The organism is Neobacillus sp. K501 (genome assembly GCF_053749995.1).
Window position 1 is genome coordinate 278,307 of the sequence record NZ_JBSLYA010000002.1, and the last position, 18,085, is coordinate 296,391.

An 18,085-nucleotide genomic window follows, 5' to 3' on the forward strand; every position below is an offset into this window, starting at 1 on the left:
AGCATGCCCCTGTTAGAATCATATCCGAAACAAGAAAATAACCGCCATCGCCAACACCGCAGCAATCAAACCAGATAAAAAATTAACCATATCATTATCGACGAATGATAAACCTTTTATTCTCATTGTTGATTCTTGGCAATGGCTCTTCTTCTCCGTTTCAATTCCACATATTTTACAAATATATGCTTGTTGATAGTATGCCCCAAACAACGTATCAATGACATTCCCCATAAATCCAAATAGAAAAATTATGAATAAATGAGCCGCGTTCAAATTAAAAAGTATTACACTGACCAGTGCAATCAGTAAGGAACCAAAGAGTGATGCTGCCGTACCTAATAAACTGATTGCACCAGAAGTTCCTCTATCTACTCTTTTGAACGTCCGTATGTAAATAGGTTTTCTCTTGCTAACGGAACCAATTTCTGATGCCCAGGTATCCGAGTTAGAGCTCGCCATGCTTACTGTAAATCCGATTACCCAAATAACATCATAATGAAAATCATTAAATATACTAAAAATTGCTGCTGTCCCGCCATTAGCAGCTACTTGACGCCAGTCTCTTCTAGCTCCTTTTGCTAATTTTTCATCCAATTCTTTTTTGGCTGAACTTTTATATTTTGACCATAAGCTGGATGAAGCAAAGAAAACACCTAATAATATCAGACCATTGATACCAAATCCACTATAAACAGTCAGTCCTGTCAAAAATGCTGCAATCGCTCCAGAGATGCTTAGTGATTTTAGTAAATAGCCGGTAATAGCTGTTAAAAGGATAATAATGAAAACGATCAGCGTTTCGGTCATCTTGTTTTTATTACCTCATTGTTTGTTATAATTTTTGAAACTGGTATATCATGCTTTTCAATTGGAAATTGTGAAATAACTTGGCTGTGAAAGCAAAGGGATAACGTTTCGCCTAGAAAATCAGGTAAATAGCGATCATAATAGCCGCCACCAAAACCGAGCCGAAATCCTTCGCTGGTAAAGGCTAATCCAGGAACGATTAACAAATCGATATTCTCTGGCAGCACTTCCTTCGTCTGCTCTTCAATCGGTTCTAATAGTCCATAATACACAGATTCTAATTGAGAGAATTCCGTTAACAATCGAAAGCTTAATTTCTTTTCTTTCGGATCACATTTTGGTACGACAACCTGCTTGCCTAATTCCCAGGCTTTCCGAATAATTTGGTAGGTATCAACTTCAGGTGGGTGCGAAATCGTTATCCCGACAACGTTTGCTTGTTTCCAATTTTCTTCTTCAAATAACCTTAGGGCAATTTTATAGGAAAAATCTTCATAGTTAGGTTTAGAAAGCTTTGAAAGTGTTTCCTTCATTCGTTGTCGAATAATATTTTTTTCATTCATATAGAATTCCTCCAACTTTAGACAACAAAAAAAGCAGCAGGAAGCCCTACTGCTTATTTTGTTTCACGATGTGCTGTTGTACGCTTTTCTCTTGGGCAATATTTTTTAAGCTCAAGACGATCTGGGTTGTTACGTTTATTTTTTGTTGAAATATAGTTACGATCTCCACACTCAGTGCAAGCTAACGTAATATTTACACGCATGTCAATTTCCCTCCAAACGATTAAGCTAGTTCGTTCATACGACTTTTCTATAATATCATTTTTCAAAAGGAAATGCTAGTGTGTTTTTTAAAGTCATTAATGTCCTTTTATTCTTCATTCGCCATTGCTTTTTTATTTATTAATGTATCTTCGATAATATGGACTGTTTCTAAGGCAATTCGTTTCCATCCGTACAGGCTGATAACAATTTGCCGCGCCTTCTTTCCAAGCTCCATCCCGTTCTCTGGATTTTGGAGCAGCCATTGAATATTATCTAATAAACTGTTAGCATCCCCTGGAATCATTAATAAACCTGTCTGTAAATGATTAACAATTCCCTTTAATCCCCCTATATTAGAAACAATCGTTGGGCGACCGAGTATCATTGCCTCAAGAGCTACAATTCCAAATGGCTCGTAAAGACTTGGAAAAACAGCCATTTCACAACTTGCTAATAATGAATTCCGTTCTAATTCAGTTACATATCCAATGAAAGCTATGTAGTGATCTAACTCCTCGTCCGTTACGATCTTTCGATATCTTTCTAGCATTGGCCCTTTACCAGCAATGATGAAGGAAATGTCGATTTCTGTTTCTTTCACTATTTTTGCTGCCTCAATAAGCGTTTCAAATCCTTTTTCCTTGACCATTCTTCCTACAGAAAATACGTACTTTTTATTCTTAAGGTTGGGAAATAATTCTTCCGGCTCAACGGTAGAGTCTATTTGCTCAATACCGTTTGCAATAACGGCGATTTTTTCAGCCGTTACCTGAAAGACTCTCAGCAGCTGTTCCCTCATAAAATCACTGCAGACGATCAAATGATCAGATTCGGCAATTAACCGCTTTTCTTTGTCATCAATAAACCTCTGTATCTCTGTATGAATTCCATTATGTCTGCCACGCTCTGTAGCATGAATCGTTGTCAGTAAAGGTATTCCCAAAAATTCTTTTAAAATAATCGCAGATGACCCCACCAGCCAATCGTGAGCATGAATGATATCAAATGTTACTTCCTCTGCGAGTTTTTCCACCTTAAAGGCAAACGCTAAATTTAGGCCGGCAATCCATGTTAGAAAATCATCATCATAGTTTAATGGTAGAACACGGTGGACTTTTACGCCCTTTATTATTTCAAAACTAGGAATACTGCCATTACCAGCAGTGAGGACATGGATTTCGTGCCCCATTTCCGCCAATTGAACAGAGAGACCAAATACATGTCTTGATAGTCCGCCTACAACATTGGGCGGGTATTCCCAGCAAAGCATAAGAATTTTCAGCCTTCTGCCAGAGCAATGACTAGATTTGCTATTCACCACTCCTTCTAGTTTACTACCCATTTTTTTGCTCCAAATGTTTTGCATCATCGTAATAACTATAAGTGCTTACATGATCAATCCATTTTGGGGAACGATTTTCAATTTGTTTAAAATGAGCTAAATGATGATACACCTCTTTACCATTAAAAATGGATATAGAAGGAGTCTGAACAGCATTGGAACGATAGATCGGGAAAAAGTCATTTCCTTTCCATTTAACTCCCATTTCCGCAACATAGCAGCGATTTGCTGTTAATCCTTTTACAAACCAATAGCCATTATGATAAGGAACAGCAATTTCATAGAAATGATGCGCATTTTCCCCAGTAAAATTCAAATCGGTAACATCATATATACGAATGACTTGAACAAGCTCGTCCATCAATAGATTAAAGTGCAATTTAAGTAATTTCTTAGGAATCTCAGATACCTCCCAAAATAAAAGAATCCTGTCCGGGGAGGTTAGCTTTGCTTGAAGTTCACCCTTTAACGGGGTTGCTGGTGTTAATTCTTCTCTCTGATTAATAAATTCATCAATCATTGTTTTCCTCCGATCTACAAACAAGTAATATAGGCAAAATTAACTGAAATATTCATAATCGATACCTTTAATGGTATCATCAGCTGAAAAACTGTTCAATAAACGCATTTTGTCAAATTCTGATTGTCTTTCGACAAAAAAGAAAAGCGGAAGCGCCTAAAACAAAAAGATGAGATCCCACGATTGGGAGTCTCATCTTTATATTTTTTTTAGGCATTTAAATTGTAGCGTTTTCCTGTTACTAAATAAATAACATTCTCAGAAATATTTGTCGAGTGATCTGCAATTCTTTCAACAAATCGGCAAACAAATGATAGTTGAATGATTTGATTCGTCGAACTAGGGTTATTCGGAACCATATCAATCAGCTCACTGACTAATCTGCCAAACATTTTATCCACTTCATCATCTTTTTCTGCACACTTTTGTGCAAGCATAACATCTTCATTAATATAGGCTTTGACAGCCATGGACACCATTTCAAGAGCTATTTCCATCATTTTTGGGATATCTACAATTTCTTTAAAATGCTTTTCCTTCCCAATGTGCTGGGCAGCTTTAGCAATATTAACGGCCATATCTGCCATCCGCTCAACTTCAGAAGCAACCTTTATCGCTACATTAATGGTCCTAAGATCCTTGGCAACAGGAGATTCTCTTGCAATTAATAGTAAGGCTTTATCAATGATTTCATGTTCGTATTCATCAATCGCATTGTCACCGTTTATTACCTCATTAGCTAATTCAAGATCCTGATTAATTAGAGCACTAAGTGAGTTCCTAACTGCTTTTTCCGCTTTAGCTTCCATTTCAAGGAGCATTTCTTTTAATTGCGCTAAATTATTATCAAATTTTGATCTTGTACTCATCTAATCCACCTCGTTATCCGAATCTTCCTGTAATATAATCTTCTGTCCTTTTATCTTTTGGTGTGGAGAAAATTTTATTTGTTTCCGAAAATTCTATCACTTCCCCATTTAAAAAGAAAGCAGTTTTATTCGATATACGTGCAGCCTGCTGCATGTTATGAGTAACAATGATAATACTAAAATTCTTTTTTAATTCTTGCACAAGCTCTTCTACTTTTAAGGTTGAAATAGGATCTAAAGCAGATGTCGGTTCATCCATCAAAATAACATCAGGCTCTATCGCTAGACAACGAGCAATGCATAGACGCTGTTGTTGCCCACCGGATAGTCCATAAGCATTTTGATTAAGTCGGTCTTTTACTTCATCCCAAATCGCAGCCCCTCTTAAGCTTTTCTCAACAATTTGATCTAAGATTTTTTTGTCACGAATTCCATGAATCTTTGGACCATACGCTACATTTTCATAAATAGATTTTGGGAATGGATTCGGCTTTTGAAACACCATCCCTACTTTCGTTCTTAATTCCTCCACTTGATAAGACTTATCGAGAATATTTCTATTTCTGTACAATATTTCACCAGATGTTCTTACTCCTGGAACTAATTCAATCATTCGATTGAGCGTCTTGATATAAGTAGATTTCCCACAGCCTGAAGGACCGATAATGGCCGTTACTTCGTTTTCCATAATATCAAGATTTATTTTTTTAAGGGCATGATTGTCTCCGTACCATAAATCTAATTGGCTTGTCTGATAAACCAATTGCTTCCCGTTTGGATTGGCTACTTCTGCAGTTGCTGATGTTGTGCTCATACTCTTGCCTCCCTAAATTCAACTAAATTAATATCTCTTCTGGAATTTATTTCTAATTAATACTGCGATTGAGTTCATGATAACTAACATTGCAAGTAAAACAATAATACCTGCTGCTGCTATTGCATGAAACTCTTCTTGCGGACGGCCAGTCCAGTTGTATATTTGCATTGGTAATACCGTCATCATATCAAATAACGACCTTGGCAAAAATGCCAGGAATAAAGGTAGTCCAAGAACGACAAGTGGAGCAGTCTCCCCAATCGCTCGGGAGAGGGCCAAAATCCCGCCTGTTAGGATACCAGGTATTGCTGCTGGCAGTACTACCCGTACGATTGTTTGCCATTTTGTTGCACCTAATCCAAAAGAAGCCTCCCTCAATTGTTTTGGTACAGCACGAATAGCTTCCTGTGATGCAACAATAATAACTGGCAAAACTAGCAAGCTCATTGTAAGACCTGCAGCCAGCACACTGGTACCTAATGCCAATGCTCGGACAAAAACTGTTAAACCAAGCAAACCGAATACGATGGATGGTACACCGGCAAGATTTGAAATATTCACTTTAATAAAGTTAGTAACACCGTTTTCTTTTGCATATTCTTCAAGATAAATGGCGGTTCCCACTCCAAGAAATAATGAAACCGGGGCAACGACCGCCATCAGCCAAATCGTCCCAATCAATGCAGCATAGACCCCTGCTTGTTCAGGCTTCCTTGATGGAAGACTTTGTAAAAATTGTAAATCTAAATAGCCAAATCCTTGAGTGAATATCCGATATAATAGCACCCCTAATATTAGAAGACCAAACATTGTTGCTACAAAAAAGATTGATCTGGAAATCTTATTTGAAACTAATCTAGATTTCATTCTCTTTATAACAGTATCATGATTAATTAACTTCATTTAGTATTCCTCCCTAAAGCGACGCGTGATGTATTGTGCAAGAAGGTTCATCACGAGTGTAAATACAAAAAGCGTCATTCCCACGGCATAAATGCTATAGTAAATGGTTGTACCATAACCTGCATCCCCTTGAGATACTTGAACAATATAGGCAGTCATTGTTTGAATGGAGCTTGTCACATTCCAATCCAGGTTTGGAGTTGAGCCTCCGGCGACCGCTACTATCATTGTTTCTCCAATTGCCCGAGAGATCGCTAGAACGATTGAAGCAATAATTCCGGAAATCGCAGCCGGCAATACAACCTTTAGAGCCACTTCAAATTTTGTTGATCCAAGTGCAAGTGCCCCTTCACGCATAGAATTCGGTACTGATGACATCGCATCTTCTGATAGTGAGGCAATCATTGGCGTAATCATGATTCCAATAACAATCCCAGGACTTAATGCATTAAAGATTTCTAGAGATGGGATGAATTCACGTAATAAAGGAGTTACAAAGGTTAGTGCAAAAAAACCATATACAATAGTTGGAATACCTGCAAGCACTTCTAATATCGGTTTAATAATTCTGCGAGATCGATCTGATGCATATTCACTCAAATATATGGCTGAAGTTAATCCGATTGGAACAGCTACCACTGCAGCAATCAGAGTTACCTTTAACGTTCCCGAAACCAATGGAAGAATACCAAAAGAACCCTCCGTTTCAGAAAATGGATACCATTTTTTAGCTGTAAAGAATTCCTTAATAGAAACTGCATCAAAAAATAGGAAGGTTTCAAAAATAAGAGTAAGAACGATACCAATAGTTGTCAGTACAGATACAGCTGCTGTAAGGAACAAAATATAGGGCATAACCTTTTCAACTATTCCTCCCGCACTGTTCTTTTTTTTCTTCTCCTCTATCATTTTTTGTACGGAGAAGGAATTCGTATTTTGTGTAGCCATATTAATGACCCCTTTCATCCACATGACAATATGAGAAGCACATTTTTGTGCTTCTCATATTGAATTGATTCTAAAACTTACTTAAGAGTTTCAAGTGTATCAAGTTGTTTAGTGTATTCTTCTTCAGGCAATTTAACATAACCAACATCTTCTGATAATACTGCAGCATTTTCCAAAACGAATTTTACAAAATCATAAACTTCTTCTTGATCTTTTACAGCAGCGTTTTTCACATACGTAAACAATGGACGAGAAAGTGGAGCATATTCACCAGATTCAATGGTTTCATTGTTTGGCTCAACAGGGCCATTTCCCCCATCAATGGCAACAACTTTTAAAGAATCTTTATTTTCAGCATAGTAAGCATAGCCGAAATAACCAATTGCATACTTGTCACCTTTTACACCTTGAACTAATGTGTTGTCATCTTCAGATAGTGTAGCTTTTTCAACAATCGGTTGTTCTTCAAGAATTACTTCATCAAAATAATCGAAAGTTCCGGAATCTGTTCCAGGAGAATAGATTTTGATTTCTTCTTCAGGCCAGTCCGGATTAACATCAGACCATTTTTTCACTGTACCGTCTTCGATAAAGATTTTCTTTAGTTGCTCGATCGTTAACTCTTTAACCCAATCATTATCTTTATTTACAACAACTGAAAGACCATCATAAGCTAATTGAATTTCAGTATAATCAATTCCTTTTTCTTCAAGTGCTGCTTTTTCTTCATCCTTAATTGGACGAGAAGCATTACTCAATTCTGTTTCACCTGCGATAAAAGCTTCAAATCCCCCACCAGTACCTGATGAACCGACAGAAACTTTAACACCGGGTTGTACAGCTCCATATTCTTCAACAACTGCTTCCATAATCGGGAATACTGTAGATGAACCGTCTATTTTAATTTCACCTTGAAGTTGCTTTGTTTCTTCACCAGCTTGTTCCTTGTTGCCTTCAGTTCCTTGTGCTCCACAAGCTGCAGTGATTGCTAGCACACCAGACATCATCGCTGTAAGTGCTAATTTCTTAAAGCTTTTCATTCTTTAATTCCCCCTAAGGTTTTTGGTTTTTGTTGTTTGATTACCTTACATGATTAATAATAGACTCCTTCTGTAAAGCCTGTTTTAATCAATTGTAAAGGTTGTGTAAATTTATATATTACTTTTGTAAATCTTGAATATATTTCTTAAACTCCTTTCTTTAACATCTCAATTAGAAAGTCCATTTTTATCTTGTGCAATAATTTTTATCTTTATAAGCAATTAAAAACACCTGCCTCTTTATGAGACAGGTGCATTTTTTATTGTTCAGTTTGTTGTGTGTTTTCTGTATTAGTAGTTGTTTCTTGATTGGTGTTTGTTTGTTCAGTTGTGGTTTGACGCTGATTTTTTAGATTGAAGTAGGTGTCTAATACCCTTCTGCCAATCACATTATTTGGGCTTGGTCCACTATTTCCCTGGTATGCCCATGGAACTAAGACAGCCATGGCGACCTCTGGATTATCAGATGGAGCAAAGCTTACAAGACTTAGGTTCATAACCTCAGGAGGCTCTTTCCCAAATCTCTTTCGTTCTGGGCCATCATAAAAGGATTCAGCGGTACCAGTTTTCCCTGCAGGGCTATAGGCGGCACCGTTAAATGCACTAACCCCAGTACCGTCGCCCACCTGCATAACCATTCGAAATCCTTCCTGAACTCGTTTAATCCATTCATCTTTTCCATCAATTCGATTTAAAATGGTTGGTTCAATTTCCTGAATTACTGGACCCAATTGATCGCTTTCCAATGAAGGCTCACGGATTTCCTTTACAATATGAGGTTGTACACGATATCCGCCGTTCGCAATCGTTGAAACATACTGAGCCAGCTGCATCACGGTATAGGTGTCATACTGGCCAATGGAAAGGTCAAGAAGCAAACCTGACTGCTTCAGCGGTCCTTTATAACCGGTACTTTCATTAGGAAGGTCAATACCCGTTTTGACACCCAGTCCAAATTGACTGAAAGATTCACGTAATGTATCAAAAGCAGTTGGGTTTATTTTTAACGGTCCATTTTGGATATATTGACCGCCACCCATTGCGATAACGGTTTTAAACATATAAACGTTAGAAGATACTTGAAGTGCCCTTAGATCATTAATTGAACCAAAGTTTTTCCAGGAAGATTTCTCTGGTGTACCTTTAATTAATAAAGGTGTGTCATATTGAACGGTACCAGGACTGATTGCTCCTGTATTATATCCTGTTAAGATCGTCGCTCCTTTTACTGCAGAGCCGACGTTATAGGAAGTGGTTATATTCCCGAGTGCAAAATCACGCATTTCTTGCTTCCCAGTATCTTCATTTTTAGCAATTTGTTTACCAGCCATTGTCAAGATTTCTCCAGTATGAGGATCCATCATGACGACAAAGGCTCGGTCTAATAGAGCCGATTTGGCATTTTGCTTCGTATTCCAAAGTTCCTCTTCAATAATCTTTTCAACTTCAAGCTGGAGGTCCATATCAATGGTCAAGACAAGATCCTTCCCGCGCTGCCCTTCCGAAATCAATTCTGTTGACAGGATTTTTCCAGATTTATCTGTCACATTTTTCACTTTACCTTTTTGCCCATGAAGAACATCTTCATATTGCATTTCAATATAACTTTTTCCAACCCGATCATTTCGGCTATAGTCACGGGCAAGATACTCATCAAGCTTATCCTCGGGTAATCCCTCATCAGAAGAGGTAACATTTCCAAGTACCGTCTTTAAGGTATTACCAAAAGCATAATATCTTTCCCAATCTGTCGTCGTATCTATCCCAGGCAAATCTTCTAGATTTTCACTAACTATAGCAAATTCTTCGGGAGTTACATCTTTATTTTTAACGATTTGCTGTGTTAGCGCGTAACCACTATTAAATTCCCGAAAGATTGCTAACGCTTCTAGATCTTTTTCAATACTCTTTAAATCCGGTTCGGTGATTCGTTCGAGTTGTAAATTATAGATTTCTTTATCATCTAATTGTTTCTCTTCATACAAATCCCATTCTTTTTCAGTAATTTTAGCTTTCGCTTTTTCTGGATTTTTCAGAATCCAAAAATCCTTCTTATCGCGTTCACGAACCTTTGAAGTGTCCTTGGTAATGAACTGTGCTAACTTTTCAGCTGTTTCTAGCATTTCCTCTTGGTTTGTATTTTGAAATTTTGTATAGGTAATCGCATTTAACGGAGTATTGTCGACAATTACTTTCCCATTGCGATCAAACATTTTCCCACGAGGAACTGGGTTATTGACCGTTATATCTTCCGTTCGCTCAATTTCACGTTTAAAATCTTCACCATAAACTATTTGAACAAGTCCTAAACGTAAAATAAGGACAGAAAACAACGCAAATACAACAAAAAATAAGATGTTCAATCGAAATGAGACATTCTTCTTTTTCTTTTTATTAATAACCAATCTTTTCTCACTTCCCTATAATCAGACATCACAAAATCTATTTTAATAGAAATATAGTTTTATTTCTATGAATAACACTTACCAATTTCGACAATTAACACAAATAAATGCGATGAGTTTTACTCATCGCATTAGGCTGTGGGTAGCTGAATTTTTCTTATAAAGAAATATATTAGTGAATGACCTGCACCCAGGAATAATAATAAGATTGGAATACTTTGTTTTTCATTAAATAAAGTTACAGCAGCCAAGAAAGCTAAAATGGATATAACTCTACCTAAATTAATAAAGATTTCTCGAACTACAATATACTCGATCCGCATCTCTGCTGCTTTCCATCCAGTTCCAATAACATCATAAGTAGTCGAACTATAGGGGACAAGTAGAATCGGATAAGCTACGGCAATAATTCCCCCGTAGAAGAGAAGTTTAACATAATTTACATCCCAAACAAGTAACAGAACGGATAGATAAAGTAATATCCCACCAATTAGAATAGCCTTTTTCCTGTCCTTCTTTTTTATAAGCCGTGATGCTGCATAATAGGCAATAAATGAAATCCCCGAATTAATCAGCCCAAATGTACCAAGCGCCATCTCACTTCCTGTTGAAATAAAAACCAATACAGAAACAACAAACAAAAAAGTTCCTTCTCGTAATCCTTGAAAAAAATGAGCATTAGTAATTAACTTCCAGTTCTCATTATGTTTTCTTTCTGCCCAAATTCTTTTAAAGCAGTATTTCCCCTTCGCTGGTCTAGGTTTTATCGAAAAGCTTAAGAACACCGCTAGAGCAAATAAGGCAAGTGATAATCCAAACACAATCGTATAACCAGTGAATTTCTCAAAACGAGTAATGATAAATCCGGCTGCAAGAGGTCCAATCATCCCGCCTGTAGAGGATAAAATTCCTAAAAAACCATTGAAAAAATCTCTCGATTCCGGCTCGGTTATCTCAAAAGTTAATACATTATAGGCCAGCCAATAAAAACCATATCCAACCCCAAGTAAACTTCCTAATAAAAGAAGAAAGGTTGAAGCATTTTTTCCTGTTATTAATACCATTATGTAAAAAAGAGATAAAACGGTAACGCCGATTCTTAACACAATGACTCGATCAATTTTCTTAGCCCATCTTCCTGCTAAAATGAATGTTAAAGGTTGTAATATAACAATTGAAAGGTTATAAAGCGCTAAATCGGTATATTCCCCTGTCTGTTTCCATAAATAAATATTTACGAAGGTATTCGAAAGGGCAACACTTAATGAATACAGGCCTCCGATAATGAGTAGCAAGGATAAATCTTTTGTAAATTCTACTTCACCTAAAAACTTAAATTTTTTTGCCATAAAGACTCCCCTTTATCATAAGGGTTAGTCTTCAACAGTCTATATGGTAATATTCATTTTTTTATAAATTGGCTATGTAAACATGAATGTTTGGGCTCAAGATAATATTAAAAAAAAGGACAACTGATTAACAGCTGCCCTTATCATCTTATAAAATTATTTCGCTGCGCTGTAACGTTTTGAAACTTCATCCCAGTTAACAACGTTCCAGAAAGATCCGATGTAATCCGGACGACGGTTTTGATAGTTCAAGTAGTAAGCATGCTCCCAAACATCAAGACCAAGAATTGGAGTTTTACCTTCCATTAATGGAGAGTCTTGGTTTGGTGTGCTAGAAACTTCTAATTCACCATTGCTAACAGATAACCATGCCCAGCCAGAACCAAAACGAGTTGTAGCTGCTTTTGCAAACTCTTCTTTAAAGCTTTCAAAGCTTCCAAATTTGCTGTTGATCGCATCAGCTAAATCGCCAGTTGGTGCACCGCCGCCATTTGGAGAAAGAATTTGCCAGAAAAGTGTATGGTTGGCATGACCGCCGCCATTGTTACGAACTGCAGTACGTGCTGCTTCTGGAACTGCATCAAGGTTAGCAATAACCTCTTCTACAGACTTAGCTAGTAATTCTTCATTGCCTTGTAGGGCGTTATTTAGGTTTGTCACATATGTGTTGTGGTGCTTTGTGTGGTGAATATTCATTGTTTCCTTGTCGATGTGAGGCTCAAGTGCATCATACGCATAAGGTAATTGTGGTAATTCGAATGCCATAATAAATTCCTCCTATGTACAATAAATTATTTTCTTTAAAAATATGTCTAAAATCAAAACGATTTTAGAATATTCCTAAAGCTCCAGATTTAGATTAACAAAGATGCTAGATGGTTTCAAATAAAATGCTCGGACACTAACATATTTACAATATCCAAGTTAGCAGAGAAATATGCCTTATAAATAATAACAATTTATTTAACAAAGTCTCCATAATATTGACTTGCCGTTATTAAATGATTAAATCAAAGTAAAGGAGTGGAAAAATATGCTCAAAAGCAGTTTTTCAATTAATCGTCTAATGTCTCAATTCTTTCAAGAAAAAGAACCAATTCAAAGAATCAAGGCAGGCACATTTTTATTTCAGGAGAAGGATTCGGTAGAATATGTTTACCTTCTACTTAGTGGAAGTATCGCACTTGGCAGAGTCCACTTTCGCGGGAAAGATTTTATCTTAAAAATCTTAAATAATCAGGAATTTCTTGTCGAGTATCAAATATTTAAACCACAGCCTCGCTATCATTTTTATGCCAAGGCAATATCAGATTGTGAAGTAGTTCAAATAAAAAAAGAACAGTTTGAAGAGTTTATCATGAATGACCCCGATGCTATGAATGCTTTAGTTACTTGGCTAAGCACAGGTTATTTAAAAGCCCAAATGAAATGTCAGGACCTCATTATGAATGGAAAAAAGGGTGGTTTGTTCTCCATTCTAATCCGTCTTTGTAATTCATATGGCGTGATGACGGAAGATGGAATTCTAATTGATTTGCCGCTAACACATCAGGAGCTAGCAAATCTAACATTTGGCACCAGAGAAGTCATCCAGCGTACCTTAATGGAACTGAGAGAAAAAGATGTCATTTTCTATGACCAGCAGAAGTTCCTTATAAAAAATATTAACTATTTAAAAGAACACGTCGATTGCCAAAACTGCTCTTACGAAATATGCGGTGTGAATTAAAAAAGTCGTCCTCAAACCGGGAGGGCACTGAAAAAGTCCCTCGAATATTTCAAATCACCCATTCCTTCAAAAAGTATTTTGAAGGAATGGGTGATTTTTTTGTAGAATATTTTAATTATCAATATGAAGTGGGTGTTACTGATGATTCCAAACCAACAGTCTATGAGTTTCAGTCCTTATATGGCACTTTACGATATTATCGTGCCGAAAGATAATATGCTTCGAAAAGTTAATGAGCTCATTGATTTTTCTTTTGTATATGAGGAACTCAAAAACAATTATTGTCACCACAATGGAAGAAATGCTGTTCATCCAAAACATATGTTTAAATATCTATTTTAATATCTATACACGACTTATCGGATGTGGATATTGTGGAACGTTCAAAGTACGATATGTCTTTTAAATATTTTCTAGACATGTCTCCTGAAGAAGAAGTCACTGACCCTAGTTCTTTGACTAAATTTCGTAAACTTCGCTTAAAAGATGTTGAACTTTTAGATTTACTTATTAATAAAACAGTGGAAATAGCGGTTGAAAAGGAAATTATCAAGAGTAATTCTATTATTGTTGATGCCACCCACTCGAAAGCTCGATATAATCAAAAGTCTCCAAAAGAAATATTAATGGATAAATCAAAGCTTCTTCGAAAAGCAATCGATCAAGTTGATGAAAGTATAAAGAATCAGTTTCCACCAAAATCCATGACAGATCTATTAGAAGATGAAATTGTGTATTGCCAAAAGCTAATGGAGGTAGTCGAAAAGAATGATGGAAAACAATTAGAAACATTAGTTGAGAAAAGTAAAGAAGCTGGGATGGAAGTAAAAACGATAATAGGTGATACAGCCTATTCTGAAAAAGGAAATATTGATTACGCCAATACCAACGAAATACAATTAGTAGCTAAATTAAACCCATCAGTCACACAAGGTTTCCGTCAAAAAGAAGATGAATTTGAATTCAATAAAGACGCTGGTATGTATGTTTGTAAGGCTGGACATATGGCAATAAGAAAAGCTCGACAAGGTAAGAAAGGTGTAGGAAAAAATCAAACTGATACGTATTACATTGATGTGGAAAAATGTAAACTTTGTCCATTTAAAGAAGGATGTTATAAAGAAGGTGCTAAAACCAAAAGCTACTCTGTCGGATTAAATCCGATGTACATACAGAACAAATAAAATTTCAAGAAAGCGACTATTTTAAAGAAAAATCAAAAGAGAGATATAAAATAGAAGCTAAAAATAGCGAATTAAAACACAGACACGGGTTTGATGTTGCAGAATCCTCGGGTCTAATTGGTATGCAATTACAAGGAGCAATGGCTATCTTCACGGTAAATGTAAAAAGAATATTAACACTAATCAACCAAAAATAGGGATAAAACTATCAATAAAAACACAAAAAGACAGCTCAAAATTCAAAAAAATGAATTTGAGCTGTCTTTTTTGTTATAAGCATTCTAAACCTTTTGAAAAACGGAAGTTTTTCAGTGCCCTCCAAACCGGAGGAGGATTTTTTACTATTAATATACAACGATAAAGAAGTAGACGAGCATTAAAAGTTGAACGATTGTTTTAGTTATGACACTGCTAACAAAGCCGACAACGGATCCAAAACCAATTTTCACACTTTCCTTAAAGCTTCTTTTATGGACGAGAAGTTCAGCTGCAATTGCACCAATAAAGGGGCCGATAATGATTCCCAAAAATGGAATAACGAATGGTCCCACCAAAAGCCCAATCGTACTCCCCCATATCCCAGCTTTAGAACCGCCATATTTCTGGATGCCAACCATATTTGCAATATAATCGGCGACAAACAATAGTATAATCAAGAATCCTTGAACCAGCCAAAAGAACCAACCAAACGGCTCAAAGGAAAAAAAGACCCCATACAGTAAATACCCCGCCAACAAGAATAAAACACTTGGAATAATCGGATAAACTAAACCGACAAAAGCGACGATAAATAAAATTGAAATAATTGACCAATAAACGATTTCCATATAGACCACCTTCAATTTCTATTCAATTTCTACGTTCTTATACGTAATATCCATGAATTGGTTTCAATAATTTGTATATAACAGTTCCAAAAGCTACAATAAGATGATGAATATTTTTAAGGGTGGTTTAACATGAATATTTTTAAACAATTTTATAAAAGCATATATTCCCCTAGGGATATAGCCTCTTTCCGTTTGCAAGGAATAGGCAAAACGATCTTATATGTATTCTTCCTAACCTTTATCTCCATTCTACCTACTATTTTTTACTTAATTACAGCTATTTCATCCGGAGTCGAAACAGCTCGGACTATTATTAAATATGAGGTCCCTCCTTTTACAGTCGAGAATGGGGTACTTACAGCAGATACAGATGTACCTGTCACCATTGAAAAAGATGATTTTTCTTTTATCCTTGATCCAACAGGTACACTAACCGATGAGGATATTGCAGATGAAGAAACTGCACTGGCATTATTGAAGGATGAATTTGTCTTTACATCAGGCGGAACAACAGATTCCTATCACTATTCAATGATTGAAGGATTTTACATCACTAATACAGATTTGCTGGAAATTATTGAAATGATCGATGGAGTAAAAGGAATTATGATTCCCATTATTTCGGTCATCATCTTCCTCATTTTAAGTGCAGCTAACTTTATTGAAGTTTCTATTTTAGCTTTATTTGGTCTAGCCTTAAAAAATCTTACTGATAGAAAACTCAACTACGGTCAATTATGGAGAATGTCGGCCTACAGTGAAACATTACCAACTCTTTTCTTTACAATTATGGCAGCCCTTAAAACACCAGTTCCTAACAGCTTTATGATTAATTGGTTTGTGGCGATTATTGTATTATATTTAGCCATTAGAGAAATACCTAAACCTAAAAGTAAGAATATTGATTAACGCATCCTAATGGTGCGTTTTTTTGTTCTAATTTATCGTGGACAAGCATAGGGATGTAGAAATATCTCATTTGGAGGCATAATTTTATGAAAAGAATTCTACTCCCCCTTTTCGGATTGTTAATTTTGTATGTCATTTACATAGATTTAACAGAAGGAACTTTGCCTGGCACAGTTGCGAAACAAACTCAAGTGACAACAAATGCCGTGTCAAATGACACTCTTGAAATATCCGCATTTGAAGCAGAGGTAAAACCAGGTGAAACCTTGATTTCTATTATTGAAAATCAATTAGATCAACCGCTGCCGGTCTCAATTGATGAATTAATTAAGGATTTCGAAGCTTTAAATCCAGGACAAGCACCCGAAAAAATTAAAATTGGCTCGAGCTATCAGTTTCCAGACTACTCTAATTAGACAGATAAATGCATCAGTCTTGTCAAGATTAGTCAGTCACTGATAAAATAATGAAAGCATGACAAAATAAATATTATTCGAATCCAAATTGAAGGAGCGAATTTCTCTTGAGTGAAATTATTCATCGTACGAAAACCCGTCCAATTAAAGTAGGAAATTTAACGATTGGCGGTAGTAACGAATTAATTATACAAAGTATGACGACAACCAAAACACATGATGTCGAAGCAACCGTGGCTGAAATCAAACGTCTGGAAGAAGCCGGATGTCAAATCGTCCGTGTTGCCTGTCCAGATGAGCGTGCAGCCAACGCCATTTCAGAAATCAAAAAAAGAATAAACATTCCACTAGTTGTAGATATCCACTTTGATTATAAATTAGCGCTTAAAGCGATTGAAGGCGGCGCTGATAAAATCCGGATTAATCCAGGTAATATCGGTAAACGTGAAAAAGTCGAAGCGGTTGTGAAGGCTGCAAAAGAACGAGGAATCCCTATTCGAATTGGTGTAAATGCCGGTTCCTTAGAAAAAAGAATTCTTGAAAAATACGGATATCCTACAGCGGATGGTATGGTTGAAAGTGCACTTCATCATATAAAAATTCTTGAGGACTTAGATTTTCATGATATCATTGTGTCGATGAAGGCATCTGATGTTAATCTAGCCATTGAGGCCTATGAGAAAGCCGCAAAGGCATTTGACTATCCCTTGCATTTAGGAATAACTGAATCAGGAACACTTTTTGCAGGAACTGTGAAAAGTGCAGCCGGATTAGGCGCGATTATTAGTAAAGGAATTGGCAACACCTTAAGAATTTCTTTAAGTGCTGACCCTGTTGAAGAGGTTAAGGTCGCCAGAGAACTGTTAAAGGTATTTGGTCTATCTTCTAATGCTGCCACGCTCATTTCATGTCCAACCTGTGGCAGAATTGAAATCGACCTTATAAGTATTGCTAATGAAGTAGAAGAATATATCTCGACGATTAAAGCTCCAATAAAAGTAGCTGTCCTCGGCTGTGCCGTTAATGGCCCTGGTGAGGCAAGAGAAGCGGATATTGGTATCGCAGGAGCACGTGGTGAAGGATTGTTATTCCGAAAGGGAGAAATTGTCCGCAAGGTTCCTGAAGCGCAAATGGTTGAAGAATTAAAAAAGGAAATCGACCAAATTGCCGAGGAATACTTTCAGAAAAAAGCAGCAGAGGAAGCTGCTGTTACAAAATAAATAAAGATCAAGAAAACCCGGCAATCT

18 protein-coding genes and 1 pseudogene are annotated in these 18,085 nt (G+C 36.5%); 5 read left to right on the plus strand and 14 right to left on the minus strand.

Features of this window, described 5'->3' with window-relative positions:
- Positions 1-18: 18 nt before the first annotated feature.
- The 13 genes from ACWM35_RS05905 to ACWM35_RS05965 form a co-directional block, all read right to left on the minus strand.
- On the minus strand, positions 19-810 hold the full coding sequence (locus tag ACWM35_RS05905) for a DUF92 domain-containing protein (RefSeq protein WP_454816397.1): 792 nt from the start codon (positions 808-810) through the stop codon (positions 19-21).
- On the minus strand, positions 807-1,373 hold the full coding sequence (locus ACWM35_RS05910; RefSeq protein WP_454816399.1) for a 5-formyltetrahydrofolate cyclo-ligase: 567 nt from the start codon (positions 1,371-1,373) through the stop codon (positions 807-809). Before ACWM35_RS05910 ends, ACWM35_RS05905 begins: the two co-directional genes overlap by 4 nt.
- A gap of 53 nt (positions 1,374-1,426) precedes the next feature.
- Positions 1,427-1,576: a 50S ribosomal protein L33 gene (gene rpmG, locus ACWM35_RS05915; RefSeq protein ID WP_015594975.1), complete on the minus strand. Its 150-nt coding sequence runs from the start codon at positions 1,574-1,576 to the stop codon at positions 1,427-1,429.
- Between the two features lie 107 nt (positions 1,577-1,683).
- Positions 1,684-2,919, minus strand: a complete 1,236-nt coding sequence (locus ACWM35_RS05920; RefSeq protein ID WP_454816401.1) for a glycosyltransferase family 4 protein — start codon at positions 2,917-2,919, stop codon at positions 1,684-1,686.
- Positions 2,912-3,439: a DUF4912 domain-containing protein gene (locus tag ACWM35_RS05925; protein WP_454816402.1), complete on the minus strand. Its 528-nt coding sequence runs from the start codon at positions 3,437-3,439 to the stop codon at positions 2,912-2,914. Before ACWM35_RS05925 ends, ACWM35_RS05920 begins: the two co-directional genes overlap by 8 nt.
- A 209-nt stretch (positions 3,440-3,648) precedes the next feature.
- The gene (gene phoU / locus ACWM35_RS05930; RefSeq protein WP_454816404.1) at positions 3,649-4,308 is read right to left on the minus strand and encodes a phosphate signaling complex protein PhoU; all 660 of its coding nucleotides are present in this window, start codon (positions 4,306-4,308) and stop codon (positions 3,649-3,651) included.
- A gap of 13 nt (positions 4,309-4,321) precedes the next feature.
- Entirely contained in the window at positions 4,322-5,122 is an 801-nt protein-coding gene (gene pstB / locus ACWM35_RS05935; protein ID WP_454816406.1) for a phosphate ABC transporter ATP-binding protein PstB, read from the minus strand.
- 27 nt (positions 5,123-5,149) lie between these two features.
- A complete protein-coding gene (gene pstA / locus ACWM35_RS05940; RefSeq protein WP_454816408.1) occupies positions 5,150-6,028 on the minus strand; it encodes a phosphate ABC transporter permease PstA in 879 nt (292 codons plus the stop codon).
- Entirely contained in the window at positions 6,029-6,976 is a 948-nt protein-coding gene (pstC, locus tag ACWM35_RS05945) for a phosphate ABC transporter permease subunit PstC (RefSeq protein ID WP_454816410.1), read from the minus strand.
- Positions 6,977-7,053: 77 nt separating this feature from the next.
- Entirely contained in the window at positions 7,054-8,016 is a 963-nt protein-coding gene (locus tag ACWM35_RS05950; protein WP_454816411.1) for a PstS family phosphate ABC transporter substrate-binding protein, read from the minus strand.
- A 260-nt stretch (positions 8,017-8,276) separates the two neighbouring features.
- Positions 8,277-10,415, minus strand: coding sequence for a peptidoglycan D,D-transpeptidase FtsI family protein (locus ACWM35_RS05955; RefSeq protein ID WP_454817097.1), 2,139 nt, complete (start codon positions 10,413-10,415; stop codon positions 8,277-8,279).
- 137 nt (positions 10,416-10,552) lie between these two features.
- The gene (locus tag ACWM35_RS05960; RefSeq protein WP_454816413.1) at positions 10,553-11,770 is read right to left on the minus strand and encodes an MFS transporter; all 1,218 of its coding nucleotides are present in this window, start codon (positions 11,768-11,770) and stop codon (positions 10,553-10,555) included.
- 156 nt (positions 11,771-11,926) lie between these two features.
- Entirely contained in the window at positions 11,927-12,535 is a 609-nt protein-coding gene (locus tag ACWM35_RS05965) for a superoxide dismutase (protein WP_454816415.1), read from the minus strand.
- Positions 12,536-12,803: 268 nt separating this feature from the next.
- On the opposite strand from ACWM35_RS05965, the gene ACWM35_RS05970 reads away from it, so the two are divergent.
- Both ACWM35_RS05970 and ACWM35_RS05975 read left to right on the plus strand, forming a co-directional pair.
- Entirely contained in the window at positions 12,804-13,499 is a 696-nt protein-coding gene (locus tag ACWM35_RS05970; RefSeq protein ID WP_454816416.1) for a Crp/Fnr family transcriptional regulator, read from the plus strand.
- Positions 13,500-13,640: 141 nt separating this feature from the next.
- A pseudogene (locus tag ACWM35_RS05975) lies at positions 13,641-14,880 on the plus strand (transposase).
- Positions 14,881-15,027: 147 nt separating this feature from the next.
- Here ACWM35_RS05975 and ACWM35_RS05980 read toward each other — a convergent pair.
- Positions 15,028-15,510 (minus strand): DUF456 domain-containing protein, encoded by a 483-nt coding sequence (locus ACWM35_RS05980; RefSeq protein WP_454816418.1) that lies wholly within the window; start codon positions 15,508-15,510, stop codon positions 15,028-15,030.
- A 132-nt stretch (positions 15,511-15,642) separates the two neighbouring features.
- Between ACWM35_RS05980 and ACWM35_RS05985 the strand changes: the two genes are divergently transcribed.
- From ACWM35_RS05985 to ispG, 3 genes are all read left to right on the plus strand, one after another.
- Positions 15,643-16,422, plus strand: coding sequence for a DUF1189 domain-containing protein (locus ACWM35_RS05985; protein ID WP_454816420.1), 780 nt, complete (start codon positions 15,643-15,645; stop codon positions 16,420-16,422).
- 86 nt (positions 16,423-16,508) lie between these two features.
- The gene (locus tag ACWM35_RS05990; RefSeq protein WP_454816422.1) at positions 16,509-16,838 is read left to right on the plus strand and encodes a hypothetical protein; all 330 of its coding nucleotides are present in this window, start codon (positions 16,509-16,511) and stop codon (positions 16,836-16,838) included.
- 116 nt (positions 16,839-16,954) lie between these two features.
- A complete protein-coding gene (ispG, locus tag ACWM35_RS05995; RefSeq protein ID WP_454817099.1) occupies positions 16,955-18,058 on the plus strand; it encodes a flavodoxin-dependent (E)-4-hydroxy-3-methylbut-2-enyl-diphosphate synthase in 1,104 nt (367 codons plus the stop codon).
- Positions 18,059-18,085: the final 27 nt, after the last annotated feature.